The organism is Rhizobium sp. rho-13.1 (genome assembly GCF_007000305.1).
GTDB classification, from domain to species: domain Bacteria; phylum Pseudomonadota; class Alphaproteobacteria; order Rhizobiales; family Rhizobiaceae; genus Rhizobium; species Rhizobium rhododendri.
On record NZ_SCFL01000009.1, the window covers coordinates 59,451 to 75,822 of the forward strand.

General features: G+C 57.9%; 13 protein-coding genes and 1 pseudogene. 11 read left to right on the plus strand and 3 right to left on the minus strand.

Annotated features, from left to right (window positions below; all coding sequences use genetic code 11):
- The first annotated feature begins 237 nt into the window (after positions 1 to 237).
- Entirely contained in the window at positions 238 to 1,344 is a 1,107-nt protein-coding gene (locus EQW76_RS19525; RefSeq protein WP_143123078.1) for a branched-chain amino acid ABC transporter substrate-binding protein, read from the plus strand.
- Between the two features lie 147 nt (positions 1,345 to 1,491).
- On the opposite strand, the gene EQW76_RS19530 is transcribed toward EQW76_RS19525, so the two are convergent.
- Positions 1,492 to 2,355 carry a MurR/RpiR family transcriptional regulator gene (locus EQW76_RS19530; protein ID WP_143123079.1) on the minus strand — a complete coding sequence of 288 codons (864 nt, stop codon included), beginning with the start codon at positions 2,353 to 2,355 and terminating at the stop codon, positions 1,492 to 1,494.
- A 754-nt stretch (positions 2,356 to 3,109) separates the two neighbouring features.
- On the opposite strand from EQW76_RS19530, the gene EQW76_RS19535 reads away from it, so the two are divergent.
- The 6 genes from EQW76_RS19535 to EQW76_RS19560 all read left to right on the plus strand — a co-directional run bounded on the left by EQW76_RS19535 (position 3,110) and on the right by EQW76_RS19560 (position 10,261).
- The gene (locus tag EQW76_RS19535; RefSeq protein WP_143123080.1) at positions 3,110 to 4,591 is read left to right on the plus strand and encodes a M81 family metallopeptidase; all 1,482 of its coding nucleotides are present in this window, start codon (positions 3,110 to 3,112) and stop codon (positions 4,589 to 4,591) included.
- Between the two features lie 64 nt (positions 4,592 to 4,655).
- Positions 4,656 to 6,173, plus strand: a complete 1,518-nt coding sequence (locus tag EQW76_RS19540) for an ABC transporter substrate-binding protein (protein ID WP_143123081.1) — start codon at positions 4,656 to 4,658, stop codon at positions 6,171 to 6,173.
- 23 nt (positions 6,174 to 6,196) lie between these two features.
- Complete coding sequence (locus EQW76_RS19545) at positions 6,197 to 7,138, plus strand: ABC transporter permease (RefSeq protein WP_143123098.1); 942 nt, start codon at positions 6,197 to 6,199, stop codon at positions 7,136 to 7,138.
- Positions 7,139 to 7,143: 5 nt separating this feature from the next.
- Positions 7,144 to 7,998 (plus strand): ABC transporter permease, encoded by an 855-nt coding sequence (locus tag EQW76_RS19550; RefSeq protein ID WP_143123099.1) that lies wholly within the window; start codon positions 7,144 to 7,146, stop codon positions 7,996 to 7,998.
- A 2-nt stretch (positions 7,999 to 8,000) separates the two neighbouring features.
- On the plus strand, positions 8,001 to 9,803 hold the full coding sequence (locus EQW76_RS19555) for an ABC transporter ATP-binding protein (protein WP_142831630.1): 1,803 nt from the start codon (positions 8,001 to 8,003) through the stop codon (positions 9,801 to 9,803).
- Between the two features lie 62 nt (positions 9,804 to 9,865).
- Positions 9,866 to 10,261 (plus strand): RidA family protein, encoded by a 396-nt coding sequence (locus EQW76_RS19560; protein ID WP_143123082.1) that lies wholly within the window; start codon positions 9,866 to 9,868, stop codon positions 10,259 to 10,261.
- 491 nt (positions 10,262 to 10,752) lie between these two features.
- On the opposite strand, the gene EQW76_RS30255 is transcribed toward EQW76_RS19560, so the two are convergent.
- Positions 10,753 to 10,896, minus strand: coding sequence for a hypothetical protein (locus EQW76_RS30255; protein WP_348539569.1), 144 nt, complete (start codon positions 10,894 to 10,896; stop codon positions 10,753 to 10,755).
- Between the two features lie 523 nt (positions 10,897 to 11,419).
- Here EQW76_RS30255 and EQW76_RS19570 point away from each other — a divergent pair.
- From EQW76_RS19570 to EQW76_RS19580, 3 genes are all read left to right on the plus strand, one after another.
- The gene (locus tag EQW76_RS19570) at positions 11,420 to 13,552 is read left to right on the plus strand and encodes a bifunctional diguanylate cyclase/phosphodiesterase (protein ID WP_142831628.1); all 2,133 of its coding nucleotides are present in this window, start codon (positions 11,420 to 11,422) and stop codon (positions 13,550 to 13,552) included.
- A 528-nt stretch (positions 13,553 to 14,080) separates the two neighbouring features.
- Positions 14,081 to 14,335, plus strand: a complete 255-nt coding sequence (locus EQW76_RS19575) for a type II toxin-antitoxin system Phd/YefM family antitoxin (RefSeq protein WP_142831627.1) — start codon at positions 14,081 to 14,083, stop codon at positions 14,333 to 14,335.
- Positions 14,332 to 14,754, plus strand: coding sequence for a type II toxin-antitoxin system VapC family toxin (locus EQW76_RS19580; protein WP_142831626.1), 423 nt, complete (start codon positions 14,332 to 14,334; stop codon positions 14,752 to 14,754). Before EQW76_RS19575 ends, EQW76_RS19580 begins: the two co-directional genes overlap by 4 nt.
- A gap of 326 nt (positions 14,755 to 15,080) precedes the next feature.
- On the opposite strand, the gene EQW76_RS19585 is transcribed toward EQW76_RS19580, so the two are convergent.
- Positions 15,081 to 15,266 (minus strand): helix-turn-helix domain-containing protein, encoded by a 186-nt coding sequence (locus EQW76_RS19585; RefSeq protein ID WP_142831637.1) that lies wholly within the window; start codon positions 15,264 to 15,266, stop codon positions 15,081 to 15,083.
- Between the two features lie 136 nt (positions 15,267 to 15,402).
- On the opposite strand from EQW76_RS19585, the pseudogene EQW76_RS19590 reads away from it, so the two are divergent.
- Positions 15,403 to 16,224 (plus strand): annotated as a pseudogene (locus EQW76_RS19590) (arabinose isomerase); the annotation flags it as partial.
- Between the last annotated feature and the right edge of the window lie 148 nt (positions 16,225 to 16,372).

The following is a 16,372-nucleotide window of genomic DNA, read 5'->3' on the forward strand; positions in this document are numbered from 1 at the left end:
GCTCCCTAACCGCACTGCCCTCCGGTTGCGCGTCGCATTCCTTCGTAAGCGCTGAATATATGCCATTCATTCGAATGGGTAACTTCTTGCGCAAATCCGACCGGCGCCATAGAACGCGCATGGACGTTTCGAAGCCAAAAATGGCCGCAACGACCGTTCACCGGTCGCTGGCTCCGACGCTCGACGTTTCAGCGCCAGGGCCTCGAACTCGGCAATCATATTCCCAAGGAGAGAGTAATGGGTTTCAAGACTTTGACAGGAGCGACATTCGCCGCTTCGATTGCATTTGCGCCCCTGGCCCACGCAGACGTAACAATTGGACTGATCGCGCCCCTGACCGGCCCCGTCGCCGCCTACGGCGATCAGGTGAAGAACGGTGTTGAAACCGCTATCGAAGAGATCAACAAGACCGGCGGCATTCTGGGCCAGAAAGTCGTGCTGGAAACCGCTGACGACGCGGGCGAACCCAAGCAGGGTGTTTCCGGCGCCAACCAGCTCGTCGGCCAGGATATCCATTTCGTCGTCGGTCCGGTCACATCGGGCGTTGCCATCCCTGCCTCCGACGTCTTCTCCGAAAACGGCGTCCTGATGGTCACGCCGACCGCAACGGCACCCGACTTGACAAAGCGTGGCCTGACGAATGTCCTGCGCACATGCGGACGCGACGACCAGCAAGCCGAAGTTGCAGCCCGCTACGTCCTTAAGAACTTCAGCGGCAAACGGATCGCCATCATCAACGACAAGGGTGCCTATGGCAAAGGTCTGGCGGATGCCTTTAAGGCGACGCTAAATGCGGCCGGCACCAAGGAAGTCATCGATGATGCCATCAATCCGGGCGATAAGGATTTCTCGGCCCTGACCACGCGCCTGAAGTCGGAAAAGATCGACGTGATCTATTTCGGCGGATACCATCCCGAAGGCGGCCTGCTTGTCCGGCAGCTAGCCGATCTGTCGGTCAAGGCAACGCTGATCGGCGGCGACGGCCTTTCCAACACGGAATTTTGGAAGATAGGCACGGAGGCTGCCGCTGGCACGATCTTCACGAATGCGGCGGACGCAATCAGGAGCCCCGATTCAAAGGCCGCATCCGATGCGCTCAAGGCCAAGAACATTCCTGCCGAGGCCTTCACCCTGAACGCCTACGCCGCCGTTCAAGTTCTGAAGGCAGGCATCGAGAAGGCCGGCAGTGCCGAAGACGTCGATGCGGTGTCAAAGGCCATCAAGTCCGGTCAGCCTATCGCGACCGCAATCGGCAATCTGACCTACGGCGAGACAGGCGACCTCACCTCGCAAAGCTTCTCCCTCTTCAAGTGGGACGGCGGCAAGATTGTCGCTGCGGAATAAATAAGCGTTGCCGATCGGGCCCTGCAGGCCCGATCAGTCCTCCTGAACACGATGTTCGACGTCGCGGCGAGAGAGCGTCGGATATCTGGATCAGTTCTGGTCGGGCTGCTCCAGCATGCCGTCAGCGGTCAGTCCACCTTGCCGCTTTCAATCGCCCAGAAGCTGGCGGTCGTCGCCGTCGCGATTGCGCACCAGTTGCTCCTTGATCGCGCGCAGCGATTTCAGGGCCGTGGTCCGGTCGGCATAGGCGACCATGTTTGCTAGGATGTCGATCGCTGCCAGATAGGCATAGCGGGTGGAGGTCGGGCGAAAGATGTTCTTGCCCTCCGGCATTTCGATCGCGATCACCACGTCGGCCGCAGCAGCGACTGGCGAACCGCCCTGCGTCATCGCGATGGTCGGGATCGAGCGCTCCCGCAAAAGCTCCAGACAGCGGACAAGCTCCATGTCGCGACCGGTGAACGACGAGCCGAAAACGACGGTGCCCGGCTGTGCCGAGGCAGAGATCATTTGGTTCATGCCATGGTCGTTGGATGAATGGATGCGGCAGCCGAGACGAAACAGGCGGTTGTGCAATTCGTTGACGATCATAGCCGAATTGCCGCTCGCACCGAAGGCCTGGATGAACTCGGCAGCCCGCAACATCTGAGCCGCCTTCTCGATGGCGGCAAGGTCAAGCTGCCGATGAAGCTCGAACAGCGAATTCTGGGCCTTCGAGACGATATCGTGTGCAACCTCTTCAACGGTCGCCGTCGGTGCATCGGGCTTCAGGTATCGCAAGCCGACATAGGCCATCTTGGCGAGTTGTACCTTGAAGTCGGAATAGCCCTGGCAGCCCAGCCGTCGGCAAAACCGCGTCACGGTCGGTGGTGACACGCCCGCGCGTGCTGCGAGCTCGATGATCGAGAAATTGACGACGGCATCCACATTCTCCAGCGAGAATTTCGCCAGCCTGGCGTCCAGGCCCGAGAGTTTTCCATTTTCATCGGAAAGAGCGTGAAACAGGTCCATTGGGTCTTTTCCTCGAAACGCCACAGGGAAACAGAAGGCATCGATGAAAATCAGTTTCACCGCCGCGAATTTTTCATAGCATGATGTCGGTAGGCATCAATCGAACTCGGCAGCCTGGCGATAATAAACGCAGGCGCCTATCGCCGGCCGTTGCGCGCGTGCATTCCCAGCGTTTGCTGCCGCGGCGTTTTCCGTAGCCGGAACCAGCCGCTTGGGCTCTCAGTGCAGGGGTAGGTCTGCGAAGCGTCCCACGCCCAATCCCCATCCGGCTCCGGCCAGAGCCCAGCCCCGGCTCAGTGATGAAAATTAGATGCTTTAGGCTGGTGGCCTTTTCATTCTCGGTCAATCGGCGCCCTCTTCAACAGACTATCGCGAATGGCAGAACCTGTTGATTCAAAATAGGACGCAGATATCGAAGCGCCATGTCCGTTTCTGCGGCCGCGAGCGCGGTCTGAGAATTTTTCCAAGTTTTCCCCTGTCTAGAAAATAAATTACAGAAATAACCAAAAAATCAGATCGTCAATTGACTTCAAACGGCTTTGACGCATATTGGAGAAAATTAATTACACCGAAACGGTGAGCGGGAATTTTACAGAAAACAGGGAATCCCATGTCCGGGGGCACTTCGATAGTTGCAGTTCTGACGGTCGCGCACGGCGGCCCGGCAGGCGGGAACTAGACAGATAGACAATCTAACGTCGGTACCTGCCCCCTTGCGGTGGCTCGGAGCCCGGCGTGTATTTAGGCGACAGACATGCGCATCTTCACCGCCTCGCTGGCGACTGAAACGAACACCTTTTCTCCCGTGCCAACGGATATGAACGCCTTCAAGGCGGCATTTTATGCCGGGCCAGGCGAACATCCGGACACACCGACGCTCTGCTCCGCCGTTGTCCCGATCCTGCGCCGCCGCGGCAAGCAGGAAGGCTTCACCGTCATCGAAGGCACGTCATGCTGGGCGGAACCGGCCGGTCTCATCCAGCGGCAGACCTACGAGACCTTGCGCGACCAGATCCTCGCCGAGCTGAAGGCAACCCTGCCGGTCGATGGCGTGGTGCTCGGCCTGCATGGCGCAATGGCCGCTCAAGGGTATGACGATCCGGAGGGCGATTTCCTCTCGCATATTCGCGACATGGTCGGCCCGGATGTCCTCATCGCTGCCGAATTCGACCCGCACAGCCATCTGACGGCGCTTCGTGTTGCTAATCTCGATCTCATGGCCGCGTTCCTGGAGTTCCCGCATACGGATTTCGAACAGCGCGGGGAACATGTCGTCGAGCTTGCGCTCCAGGCCCTGCGCGGACAGATCAAGCCGGTCATCTCTACCTTCGACTGTCGTATGATCACGATTTTCCCGACGAGCCGGGAGCCGATGCGCTCCTTCGTCGATCGGATGCAGGCGATGGAGGGCAAGGACGGCATCCTATCGGCCTCGGTCATTCACGGCTTCATGGCCGGCGACGTGCCCGATATGGGAACCCGCATCGTCGTCGTCACCGACAATGACAGGCAAAAGGGCGACGAACTAGCGGCAGGCCTTGGTCGCGAGCTCTACGGCCTCCGCCGCGAGACCGCGATGCCGATGGTCGACACCGAGGCGGGCCTCGACAAGGCGGTCGCCATCCGCGCCGCCCATCTTGAAAAGCCGGTCACCATCGCAGACGTCTGGGACAATCCCGGCGGTGGCGTCGCCGGTGACGCCACCCATGTCCTGCGCCGGATGATGGAACGCGGCATGGACAATTTCGCCGTTGCGACGATCTGGGACCCCATCGCCGTCACCTTTTGCCATGCAGCGGGCGAGGGCGCCGAACTTTCTCTGCGCGTCGGCGGCAAGTCCGGCCCGGAGGGCGGCGAACCGCTCGACCTGCGCGTCACCGTGCAAAAAGTCTTCGATGCCGGTTGGCAGAGTTTCCGCAATTCGCGCGTCACGCTCGGCAGTGCCGCGGTCATCAGGCCGGTCGGTACCCACATCGATATCGTCCTGATCACAAGCCGCACGCAGACCTACGAGCCGGATATCTTCTTCAACCAGGGTATCGATTTCGCCGGGAAGTGCTGGCTCCTGATCAAGTCGACCAATCATTTTTATGCCGGTTTCCAACCCGTCTCGTCAGACATCGTCTATATCGCCGCGCCGACTTCCTATCCGACCGATCCTGCAACGACGCTTTATCGCAAGGCGAGCCTCGAACTCTGGCCGCGCGTTGCCGATCCGCTGGGGCTGGATAGCTGAATTCTCGACCGGCAGAAACCGCGCCGAAAGAACTGGCCGAACCGAAAACAACAAGGGGATGAGGATGAAACACAGTGCACTTGTTTTGATGACGCTTGCGGCATTGGCCGGTACGAGCAATCTGGCATTGGCTCAGAAAAGTGACGGCGTCTTGACCGTTGCCACGATCGGCGAGCCGCCGACGCTCGATGTCATGCAGACGCCGACCGATATCGTTCTGACCATCGACCAGCATATTTTCGAGACGCTCTATACCTATGACGCAGAATGGAAGTCGGTTCCGCTGCTCGCCGCTGCCATGCCGACGATTTCCGAAGACGGCATGACCTACAGGATCCCGCTGCGCGAAGGCGTGAAGTTTCACGACGGCAGCGACTTCGACGCCAAGGACGTGACCGCCTCGCTGAAGCGGTGGATGGCGATCAATTCGAAGGGCAAGCAGGTTGCCGCCATCATCGATAGCCTTGTAGAAGACGGTGATCATGCCGTCATCATCAAGCTGAAATCGCGTTATGCGCCGCTGCTGGCCACTCTGTCGCAGGCCTGCGTGATCATGCCCTCCGAAAAGGTCAAGGATACGCTCACCGATTTCATCGGTACCGGCCCTTACGAACTGAAGGAGCGCAAGCCCGACCAGTACACCCAGCTCGTCCGCTTCGACGGCTACAAGTCGCCGCAGGGCACGCCGAGCAACTATGCCGGCAAGCGAGAGGCGATCGCCAAGGAAATCCGGTTCGTTCCTGTTCCAGATGCCAACACTCGCGTCGAAGGCCTGATTTCCGGGCAGTTCGATTATGCGGATTCGTTGCCTGTCAGCGCCTACGAGCGTGTCGAAAAGAGCGGCGACGCCAAACCCGTGATCTTCAAGAATGCCGGCTGGGCTTCGATGAACATGAATATGAAGCAGGGCCTTCTGGTCAATAAGCAGCTGCGTCAGGCGGTGCAAGCAGCCCTCAACGCCAATGACATGATGCTGGCCGCCTTCTCAGATGACCGCTTCTTCAGCGTCGACGGCTCGATTTTCCCGAAGGGCTCCTTCTGGCACACCGAAGCCGGCGTTGCCCGGTACGGAGAAGGCGATCAGGAAGCCGCTGGCAAGCTTCTAAAGGAAGCCGGCTATGACGGCACGCCGCTACGCCTCATGACCAGCCGCCAGTACGAATTCCACTACAAAATCGGCGAAGTCGCCAAGGCCTATCTGGAAGCTGCCGGTTTCAAGGTCGACCTGCAGGTTGTCGACTGGGCAACGCTGACCACCCGGCGCGCCGATCCAAAGGAGTGGGACATCTTCATCACCCATTCCAACTTTCCGGGCGACCCTACCACGATCAACACCATCACCGACAGCTATCCGGGCTGGTACGTTTCCAACCAGAAGACAAAGGCTGTTGCAGCTTACATGGATGCAACCACCGATGATGCCAAGAAGAAGGCCTGGGACGGTATCCAGACAGCCATCTATGATGACGCCTCGCTCTTTAAAGTCGGCAACTTCAATGCGGTTTCCGGTCTCGCGAACGGCGTTTCCGGATACGAGCCAACCTACTGGCCGCATTTCTGGAACGTCAATCCGAAGAAGTAGGGCTTGGAACGACCATGGCTACGATCGCACAGGCACTTTTAACACGGTTGGGGGGCATGGCCGTCGTGCTCGCCCTCGTCGTAACGGTGGTCTTCATCATCGTTCGCGTGACGCCTGGCGATCCGGCCGCAGTCATGCTGGGGTCGGATGCGACCCCTGCGGACATCGCCCAGCTGCGCACCAAGATGGGGCTCGATGCACCGATGATCGTCCAGTATGGCCAGTTCGTGTTGGGCATACTGCATGGTGACCTCGGCCAGTCGATCTTCCTGAATCAGCCGGTGACGACGGCACTTGCCTCGCGTGCCGAGCCGACTTTCTTCCTGACGCTTTTCTCAATCCTGATCGCGGTCGGCATAGCCTTGCCTGTCGGCATCCTGTCGGCGGTCAAGCGCGGAACGATCTTCGACCAGATCGTCGTCACGCTCACCATGGTTGCGGCCAGCGTGCCAAGCTTCTGGCTCGGGCTGATGCTCATCCAGATCTTCGCCGTCGGTCAGGGCTGGTTCCCGGCCTCCGGCTACGGCGGCCCCGAGACACCCTTTCTCGAACGGCTGCATCATCTCGTGCTGCCGGCTGTCGCACTCGGCATCGTCAATTCGGCGCTGATCACCCGCTTCACCCGCGCTGCCATGCTTGATGTCCTCGGTGAGGATTATGTCCGCACCGCCCGTGCCAAGGGCGCCGGGGAAGGTCGCGTTGTCCTCAAGCACGCGTTGAAAAACGCGATGATACCGATCATCACCGTCATCGGCCTGTCGGTCGCCATGCTGGTCGCCGGTGCGGTTGTCACGGAGACCGTCTTTGGTCTGCCTGGCGTCGGCAATCTCGTGGTCTCGGCTGTCCTGCGCCGGGACTATCCGGTCATTCAGGGCGCGTTGCTCACAGTCGCCGCCATTTACGTTCTCATCAATTTCATCGTCGACATGCTCTATATCGTCGTCGATCCACGGGTGCGCCTATGATCACCATGGCTTCCGTCTCCATGCCCTTGTCCTCCGGCCTACGCCGCCTGCTCGGCAACCGAGCCATGCTTTTCGGCGCAATCATTCTGGTCGTCGTCGTCTTCGCAGCGCTGCTGGCCCCCTTTGTCGCGCCCTATGCGCCGAACAAACTGTCGATTGTCAACAAGCTGAAGCCGCCATCCATGGTCCACTTTTTTGGAACCGACGAATTCGGCCGTGATATCTTTTCCCGCGCCATCTTTGCGGGCCGCATCTCGCTTCTGGTCAGCCTCGGCGTCGTCTTCATCTCGACCGTGCTCGGGGTGATCCTCGGCGTTGCGGCCGGGTTCTTTCGCGGCCTCGATGCGCCGATCTCTCGCCTGCTGGATGCAATGATGTCCTTCCCGGACATCCTGCTGGCGATCGCGCTCGTTGCAGCGCTCGGGCCGTCGCTCACCACCGTCATCCTGGCGCTTGGCATCACCTATGCGCCACGCCTGGCCCGCATTATCCGTGGCTCGACGCTGGTCCTGCGTGAACTGCCCTATATCGAGGCAGCCGTCGCCATGGGGCTCCCAACCTGGCAGATCCTTGTCCGTCACGTGCTGCTCAATCTGGCCTCGCCCATCCTCGTGGAGTCGACCTTCGTCTTTGCCTCGGCGATGCTCGCGGAGGCAAGCCTCTCCTTCCTCGGCGTCGGCGTTTCCACCGACATGCCGACCTGGGGCACGATGCTGGCGTCGGGGCGCGAATATATGAACAACGCACCGTGGCTGATGGTGTTTCCGGGCCTTGCCATCGTCTTCTCCGTTCTCTCCCTGCAATTGCTTGGCGACGGCCTGCGCGATCTTGTCGATCCGCGTCTCGCCAAGGAAAGCTGATCATGACCGACGCGACCACAAACAAGCCGGTCCTTGCAGTCGAGAGCCTGACGACCTCTTTCAAGACACCGGAAGGCTGGAAGGCCGTCATCCGCAATATCAGCCTGCATGTCGATGCCGGCGAGACGGTCGCGATCGTTGGCGAGAGCGGCTCGGGCAAGAGTGTCACCGCGCTATCGACAATGCGGCTTCTACCGGCCGGTCGGGCACGCACTGAAGGCCGTATTCTTCTCGATGGCAAGGACCTGCTTGCTGCAAGCGAAGCCGAGATGCGCAAAGTGCGCGGCGGCTCGATCGGCATGATTTTCCAGGAACCGATGACGTCGCTCAATCCGGTCTTTACCATCGGCAACCAGATCGCGGAAGCGCTGGTCCTGCATCGCGGCCTGTCCTGGGCACAAGCCGAGGCCGAGACCGTGCGGCTGATGGAGCGGGTGCGGATCCCGGCGGCAAAGGCACGCCTCCACGAATATCCACACAAGTTCTCCGGCGGCATGCGCCAGCGCGTGATGATCGCCATGGCGCTTGCCTGTCGCCCGAAGCTTCTGATCGCCGACGAACCGACAACCGCGCTCGACGTTACGATCCAGGCTGAAATCCTTCATCTGCTGCGCGAATTGCAGCAGGACGAAAACATGGGCGTGTTGTTCATCACCCATGACATGGGTGTTGTGGCGGAAATCGCTGACCGTACCGTTGTGATGTTTCGCGGCGACACGATCGAGACAGGGCCGACGCAGGAGATCTTCGCCGCTCCCAAGGCGCTTTACACCAAGTCGCTGCTCGCCTCGATCCCGCGTCTCGGCACCATGGGAGCCGCGGTCGCGCCAAAGCGTTTCCCGGAGGTCGATGCGTCGACCGGCGTGGCAAACGATGGCCGCGAGATGTCTGCCGTTGCGTTGGGCGTCGAGCCGATCCTCAAGGTCGATCGTCTGTCCGTCCGCTTCGACCTGCCGACCGGCCGCGTCCATGCGGTCGAAGACGTGTCCTTCGATCTTCGCCCTGGCGAAACGCTGTCGCTGGTGGGCGAATCCGGCTGTGGCAAGTCGACGACCGGCCGTGCCATCATCCGGCTTATCAATCCGTCCGAAGGCTCGATCGTCATCGGCGGCCAGGATGTGACGAAAGCCGGCACAAGGGAGCTGCGCACCATGCGTCGCACCTCGCAGATGATCTTTCAGGACCCCTTTGCCTCGCTCAATCCGCGCCTCACCGTCGGTTCGGCGATTGCTGAACCGATCCTCGCCCATGGGCTGATGGGACGGCGGGATGCCAAGGAGCGCGTCGTCGAACTGCTGGAACAGGTCGGACTGTCGGCGGCGATGGCGGAGCGCCACCCGCATGAATTTTCCGGCGGCCAGCGGCAGCGCATCTCGATTGCCCGTGCCTTGGCACTCGATCCGAAATTCATCGTCGCAGACGAAGCTGTCTCGGCGCTCGACGTTTCAGTTAAGGCACAGGTTTCCAACCTCCTGCTCGACTTGCAGGAAAAGCATGGTCTTGCCTATCTCTTCATCAGCCATGATATGGCCGTCGTCGAGCGGATGAGCCATCGCGTCGCGGTGATGTTCCTCGGCGAAATCGTTGAGATCGGTCCGCGGGCGGCAATTTTCGACAACCCGCAACATCCTTATACCCGCCGTCTGATCTCTGCGGTGCCTATTCCCGATCCGGCACGCCGCGGCCGGACTGTACCACCTTCGACTGAAGAGATCAGAAGCCCTATCCGTCCATTCGATTACGTTCCGCCGAAGCGCATTTTTCGGGAAGTCTCGCCCGGCCATTTCATCCAGGATTCGCACTGATGCCACTCCCAAGGGGCAACGGTTCAAATTCGCATTGTAAAATAAAACTGAAAGACACTTCCATGACAAGCAACAAGATCATTCGTTACGATATCGCCGACGCCCAGGCAGGCGGCCAGAGCCGACCTTTCGCCAAGGCCGTGCGCGCGGGCGATTTCATCTACATCTCCGGTCAGGTGCCAACCATCGATGGCGAGGTCGTAGTCGGCAATATTGCTGTTCAAACCGAACAGGTGGTCGCCAATATCAAGTCCGTCCTGGCGCTCGCCGACTGCACGCTCGAACATGTGGTCAAGGTTAATGTCTGGCTCGACGCCGCCCGCGATTTCTCCAGCTTTAATGCCGTTTTCCAGAAACACTTCATCGATCATCCGCCGGCACGCTCCACCGTCCAATCGCCGATGATGGTCGATGTCAAGGTAGAGATGGACGTCATTGCCTACAATCCGCTGGATTGACAAGGTCTCGCCGGGCCAGGCAACCTCATGCGTCTTTCGTGGCGCCTGAGGCTGCCTTGAAGTCCCTCGCCGCGGGCTGCATGTCGGGCGGGCTGCATGTCAGAAAGCATCCTGTGATCACGAGGACGGCCTGGCGGAAAAATCGGCGCTGAGCCGAGTGGTCCGCGCGTCGATTCTCGGGTTCGACCCAGCCAGGGTCGGGACGCCGTGCTTTTCGAGGTATTGGCGAGATCCTACGCATACCAGAGAAAGGTTTGTCACGCGCCTGGCGACGGCATCGGGCTCCTCGACAACTCCTCTTATCACCAGATCGACCCGATCATCGATCATGTCCCGCCGAAGCTGCGATAAAACCAGATCCCCCCCGGAGATGAGGATATTCGGCCAGCAAATTCGGAATGGTTGGCAGAATGTGAAGTCGACCGAATGTGGTAGGGGCTGCAATGCGGATCGACCCAGACATGTCGGCGCCGCTGCCCTTAACTTCTCGATCAGTAGCTTCGATCGCCTTGAGCAGTGGTTTCATTCTGTCGAAATATTTTTGCCCTTGATCCGTCAAGGTGGCGTTCGGCGTGCTTCGATTTGAAGAGTGCAACCCCCAGATGATTTTCGAGCGTACGGATCGCTTTGCTCACTGCCGGCTGTGCCGTCCCGGTTGGTAAAGCCGTTTTTACCCGGAGCTTGCCGCCTGGCAACTGGTCGACGTCGATCCGCCCGCACGGCGTGATGCCAAGGTGTTGCAGCAAACCCGCTTGAGTGTCGATGCCTTTTCATCGTCACGGCCAGGGAAGGCATGGATAGCATTCCAAATGCCAACGAAATCTGATGCCCTGCGTCAGAAGTGGTCACGTGGGAGACCGCAGACACGACAAGGCAATTCATGCTCGTGTTAGCAAAGAAGAGATCGAGCCTCGATCTATACCTTCCCTCGACTGTAGGCCAGTAACGCAACCGCGCAACTTTCCGGACGTACTTCACAAACCAACGCCCAATATTCGAGATGCCGACGCCGGTTAAGTAGTTGCAAGTTCATTTAAGTTAACTGGCTTTTAACCACAAGCGTAAGTCACATGATAATAAGGCTGAGTTAGTTTTCAAAGTCGAGGAAAGATTCAACTACAAAATATCGCTTATATTTTTTATCTGGGGGAGAGGCCAATGCCAATAACGAAGACCAACATCTCGAAGTGGCCTGTTGCTCTCTCCACTGCCTTGTTTGTTATAGTACTTGTCACTCTGGGCGCTCTGGCAACAAATGTCATCACAACCATGCGCCGCTCTGCAGATATCCGTGATGACGAGCGTGCGTCTCGAGCAGCCCAGTCGGCAATCCGGTCTCTCAAAGACCGGGTTTCTATGACTCTTCTCGACAATGCCGGCTCGAGTGATGCTTACCAGGTTTCGCAAGCGGGGGAATTCTCTCGATGGGCCATTGAGAAATGGCGCGGAACGAGCGGAGCCGCATCTATCTACGATGGAGCGATCGTAACGACGCGCAGCGGTGCGACCGCTATGGCGAGCTACAAAGGCTCAACCTTCGATCCCTCGACTCGCTTCCGAGGTACTCTCCAGTCGCAAGCTTCGGCAGCTCTGAAGAATGAGGGAAAGCCGCTTGTCGAATTCGTCAAGACGTGGGATGGTGTTGATATCCTGGCATCGACAATCATACATCCAGACGGCGGCACGACAATTAGTACCCCTTATGCGGTTTTGTCGCTCTTCAGGCACGTGCGGGATTCTGACCTTGGCTTGCTTGCGGAGCAATATCAGCTTGAGGGCCTGCGTCTTTACGAGGAAGCACCTCGCAATATGCTCGTCGTCGCGCTGAGGAGTGCCTCAGGCCTACCCGTTGCTTACCTGGGATGGAATAGACTTCGACCGGGCACCCGAGTGTATCAGGAGGTCAGAAATGAAGTACTAGCCGCCGGCGTCATCTTGGTCGTTTTCCTTGTCGTGGTGGTAACTGCCGGAGGTGCAGAGTCCCGGCGGATGGCGAGAATGGCGCGGTTGGCTCGATATGAAGCGAGCCACGATGGTCTCAGCGGCCTTTTGAACAGAAACGGGCTTTTGGCGGATTTGGATAAAGCACTCGAAAACGGGGACGATGTTACACTTCATCTCCTGGATCTTGACGGCTTCAAGGCGGTCAACGACACCTGGGGTCATCAGATCGGCGACGTCCTTATCCAAAAAGTTGCTAACACAATTTCTCAGTGCCACCCGCAAATTGTCTCCGCGGCGCGATTGGGGGGCGATGAGTTTGCCCTTGTCCAGTGCGACCACGGTCCTTCATCGAATTTTTGCGCGCGGGTTCTGTCGATTTTCGAAAAGCCATTCGAAATCGAAGGTCGAACAGTAGAAGTTGGTGTTAGCATTGGCAGCGCGCGTTCGGTCAACGTCACCGACTCCTTCGAATTGCTTCGCCGTGCCGACTTAGCTCTTTATCGGGCAAAGCACGACGGCAAGGGAAGGGCCGTGGGGTATCGGCCGGAACTCGACCGCGACCGCGAAGAGATGGCCGTGCTTGAAAACGAGCTGAAACGTGCCGTTGTCAATGGCGATATCGGTGTTGCCTATCAGCCGCTTGTCGCCTCAGGGAGCGGTAAATTGAACGGTGTAGAAGCGCTCGCTCGATGGCAGAGCCCGACGGGTCCAATCAGCCCTGAAATATTCATCCCCTTGGCAGAGCGCTCTGGCCTGATTGATCAACTGGGCATGTTGATTTTACGTCAATCTGTAAGAGCGGCTGCCGACTGGCCGGAGCTTGGGCTGTCCGTCAATGTTTCTCCGGTGCAAATGTGCAATGCCTCGTTCGCACACCGGGTTGCAAGCCTCTTAAAGGAAGAGAACTTTGAACCCACTCGGCTGACCCTGGAGATTACCGAGGGTGTCCTAATGTCGAACCCAACCCACGCGCAAAGGGCTATCGATGAGCTTAAAAAGATTGGTGTCCGGTTTTCTCTCGATGATTTTGGCTGCGGTTATGCCAGTATCGGAGCGCTTAGACAATTTGGCTTTGACAGCATGAAAATCGATCGGTCTCTGGTTTGGGCATTCGACGATGGGCGTGGAAGAGACATATTGAAGGCGACGATCGCGCTCGCCGCGGCACTATCAATCCCCGTCACAGCAGAGGGGATTGAAAACGAAGGGCAGGCCGACTTTCTTCGAGATGCCGGGTGTGATCAGCTTCAGGGATATATGGTAGGGCGCCCGATGTCCGCGGAAGAGTTATCCCGTTTCAGAACGAACGCGAACGCGCGGCCTTTGAGCTCACCGGCCGCTGCCTGACAATCCTGGAATAGATATCCAATCTTTGCGTCGAACTTTCAAAAAGCGAACTCTCCTAATCTTGGGTTTCTCGGTGATGATCGTACGACAGACGAGCCAACATCCAATCCGATAGCAAGACTGTCGGCCGCCCATCCGGTCGCTGTTGAGCACACGCCGACGGTTAGCGCGATGGGACTCGGCTCTTTGGCGGCTTTGCCGCTCATTGCGTTGCGCTCCCTTGCGCGGCCTTTGCGTGAGTTTTGAGCACACACCGCGTGGCATGCGCTCGACCTGTGCCTGATGTTTGGCCGCTATCAGACCGAAGGTGCGGCGGCAACAGCCGACGGCATCGCCCATACAAGAGCTTGCCCGAGCCAGAATAAGCACTTGATTTGGATGAATCACTTTACCAAGTCGGCGATCAAACTTAAACGGCGCCGGGTTTATAGTCGCGTAAAGTGTTGCTACCAAGCCGAATCTCTCTTATATGTAGGTACGTACCTACCTACCTACCTACCTACTTACCTACCTACTAGGAGGCTTTCGATGAGTATGACGAGTTTGTCCAGCCGTGAGGTTAATCACGACGTTAGCAAGGCAAAGAAAGCTGCCCAGATGGGGCCCGTTATCATCACAGACCGTGGTAAGCCATCGCATGTGTTGATGACCTACAGCGAGTTCGAGCGTCTGACGGGAAAACGGCGGAGCCTCGTTGACGCGCTTTCAATGCCCGGTCTCTCGGTGGTCGACCTGGATCCGCCGAGGGCAGAAATCGTAACCCGCGAGGTCGACCTGTTTTGAAATACCTGCTCGATACCAACGTCGTCTCCGAACTGCGTAAGGCCGGAGACGGCAAGGCAGATGTAAACGTTACGCGTTGGCTCAACTCGCAGCATTCGAGCGATCTGTTTATTTCTGCTATCACGATCCTCGAAATTGAGCGAGGGATATTGCTCCTTCAACGTCGCGATCGGTCTCAGGCGGCTCTCTTGCGGACATGGATGGACAGACGCGTCCGCCCTGAGTTCGAGGGCCGTATTCTCTCGATCGATGATGCGATTGCGACGCGTTGCGCTCATCTTCATATCCCAGATCGTCGAAACGAGGCTGACGCTTTGATCGCCTCGACTGCGCTGGTTCATAGCTTGACCGTCGTAACGCGTAACGTTCAAGATTTTGCCGGAACCGGCGCGATTGTCGTTGATCCGTGGCTGGGCTGACGATTTTACATTCTGCAACACAGCATTATGGTGGCAAATAGCCGCGTTCCCTTCCAAATCAAAGCCTTTGGCAGCGGCGGGAGCTGATTTTTCAATATCTTTGGCGGCGCAAGAAGGGTCGGCGGTTCATATCGGATCAAGCGCAAGTAGTGATCTCAGTCTCTTCAAAGCTTTCCTATCAGCACACGGTTACCCTCCCGGTTACCGCACAAGCGACTGGGTCATCCTGCAACATCGCACAACTCGACCGCCGGAAGGTTTACTTTACGGAGCCCTGTTTTCGCATTCCTTTCGGAGAAAATTGTCCGATTTCATTCTTCATCAGGTCACTTTCGTGAAGCTTGAGCGTTCCCCACGGCATGCCTGAATTGGCTTGGGGAGAGATCTGTTGACTGTTTGAACTGATTGGAGAAATGGAAGGCTGAGTTGAAGCCTAGTAGCCCGGCGATCTCCTTGATCGATTTGTCGGTATTGGAGAGAAAGTCGTGAGCCCGCTGGATCCGGACGGTGATCTGGTACTGATGTTACCATTCTTCGGTCGCGTGACCTTGAATGCATCCTGAACCATGGCCTTCAGGATCTTCCTTTTTCGACAAGGACGCCAAAGGCGATGTCTCGCTGAAGATTGGCGAAGCCGATACTGTATTTACCGCGCAAAGCGCCGTGTTCGGCACGCATATCGAGGTTTTGGAAATCGACGAACTGGCGCGCTTGAGGCGCGAAGTCTCCGACAGCGAAATCCTGGCATGCCTCGCTAAGATCAAGTCCGATTTCGATGTGCAGGCCGATTGCGACGAAGAGGAACTGACGCGGGCCGCAAAGACCGCCGTTGCCCTCCGCAAGCTCGTGGAACTCAAGCGCATCGGTTCTCTGGCCTACTACTACGAATCCGTTCCCGGCCATGAATACGAGAACATTATCACATCCGTTATCGTCGGGTGCTCGATGTTGACGGCCGAGGGTATTCCGGTTGCTGGTGAATACGAGATCAAGAACGCTCAGGCGATGAAGATTATGGACAGTTTCGGCTCTGGCGGATCGTTCACAGAGTACTACGCAATGGACTTCAAGGCTGACGTCGTCCTCATGGGCCATGATGGCCCAGGTCACACGAAGATAGCCGAAGGCCGTACGAAGATACGGCCCCTCCAAGTTTTCCACGGTAAAGTCGGCTCGGGCGTCAGCGTTGAAATGTCCGTCAAGCACGGACCAGTCACATTGCTTTCCGTGGTCGAAATCGCGGGCACGCTCAAGCTGCTTTGCGCTGAGGGCTTTTCGGTCGAGGGTCCTATCCTGGAAATCGGAAACACCAACAGCCGATATCAATTCTCCATTGGCGCACGAGCGTTTACGGAGAATTGGAACGCGCAAGGGCCAGCACACCATTGTGCCGTCGGTGTCGGCCACATCGGCGGTAAGATTGAAAAGCTGGCAGAGCTTTTAGACATTCCATTCGTAAAGGTCTGTTGAGCGTTGGCTCAGCCTCTCTGTTTGATATTGCGATATTCTGTCCGCACAAGCGTAATAGCGAGCCGGACGTTCATATCCCTTCAAGACCTGAAATATCGGTTCGACTTTGTGCTCAATAGTGGCTGCGACCCATTCTCCATGGCAGCTT

Excerpts from the sequence above, each read along its gene's own strand:
- EQW76_RS19570 (WP_142831628.1), top strand. The coding sequence starts at position 11,420 with ATGCCAATAACGAAGACCAACATCTCGAAGTGGCCTGTTGCTCTCTCC.
- EQW76_RS19560 (WP_143123082.1), top strand. The coding sequence starts at position 9,866 with ATGACAAGCAACAAGATCATTCGTTACGATATCGCCGACGCCCAGGCA.
- EQW76_RS19575 (WP_142831627.1), top strand. The coding sequence starts at position 14,081 with ATGAGTATGACGAGTTTGTCCAGCCGTGAGGTTAATCACGACGTTAGC.
- EQW76_RS19530 (WP_143123079.1), bottom strand. The coding sequence starts at position 2,355 with ATGGACCTGTTTCACGCTCTTTCCGATGAAAATGGAAAACTCTCGGGC.
- EQW76_RS19550 (WP_143123099.1), top strand. The coding sequence starts at position 7,144 with ATGGCTTCCGTCTCCATGCCCTTGTCCTCCGGCCTACGCCGCCTGCTC.
- EQW76_RS19555 (WP_142831630.1), top strand. The coding sequence starts at position 8,001 with ATGACCGACGCGACCACAAACAAGCCGGTCCTTGCAGTCGAGAGCCTG.
- EQW76_RS19540 (WP_143123081.1), top strand. The coding sequence starts at position 4,656 with ATGAAACACAGTGCACTTGTTTTGATGACGCTTGCGGCATTGGCCGGT.
- EQW76_RS19525 (WP_143123078.1), top strand. The coding sequence starts at position 238 with ATGGGTTTCAAGACTTTGACAGGAGCGACATTCGCCGCTTCGATTGCA.
- EQW76_RS19535 (WP_143123080.1), top strand. The coding sequence starts at position 3,110 with ATGCGCATCTTCACCGCCTCGCTGGCGACTGAAACGAACACCTTTTCT.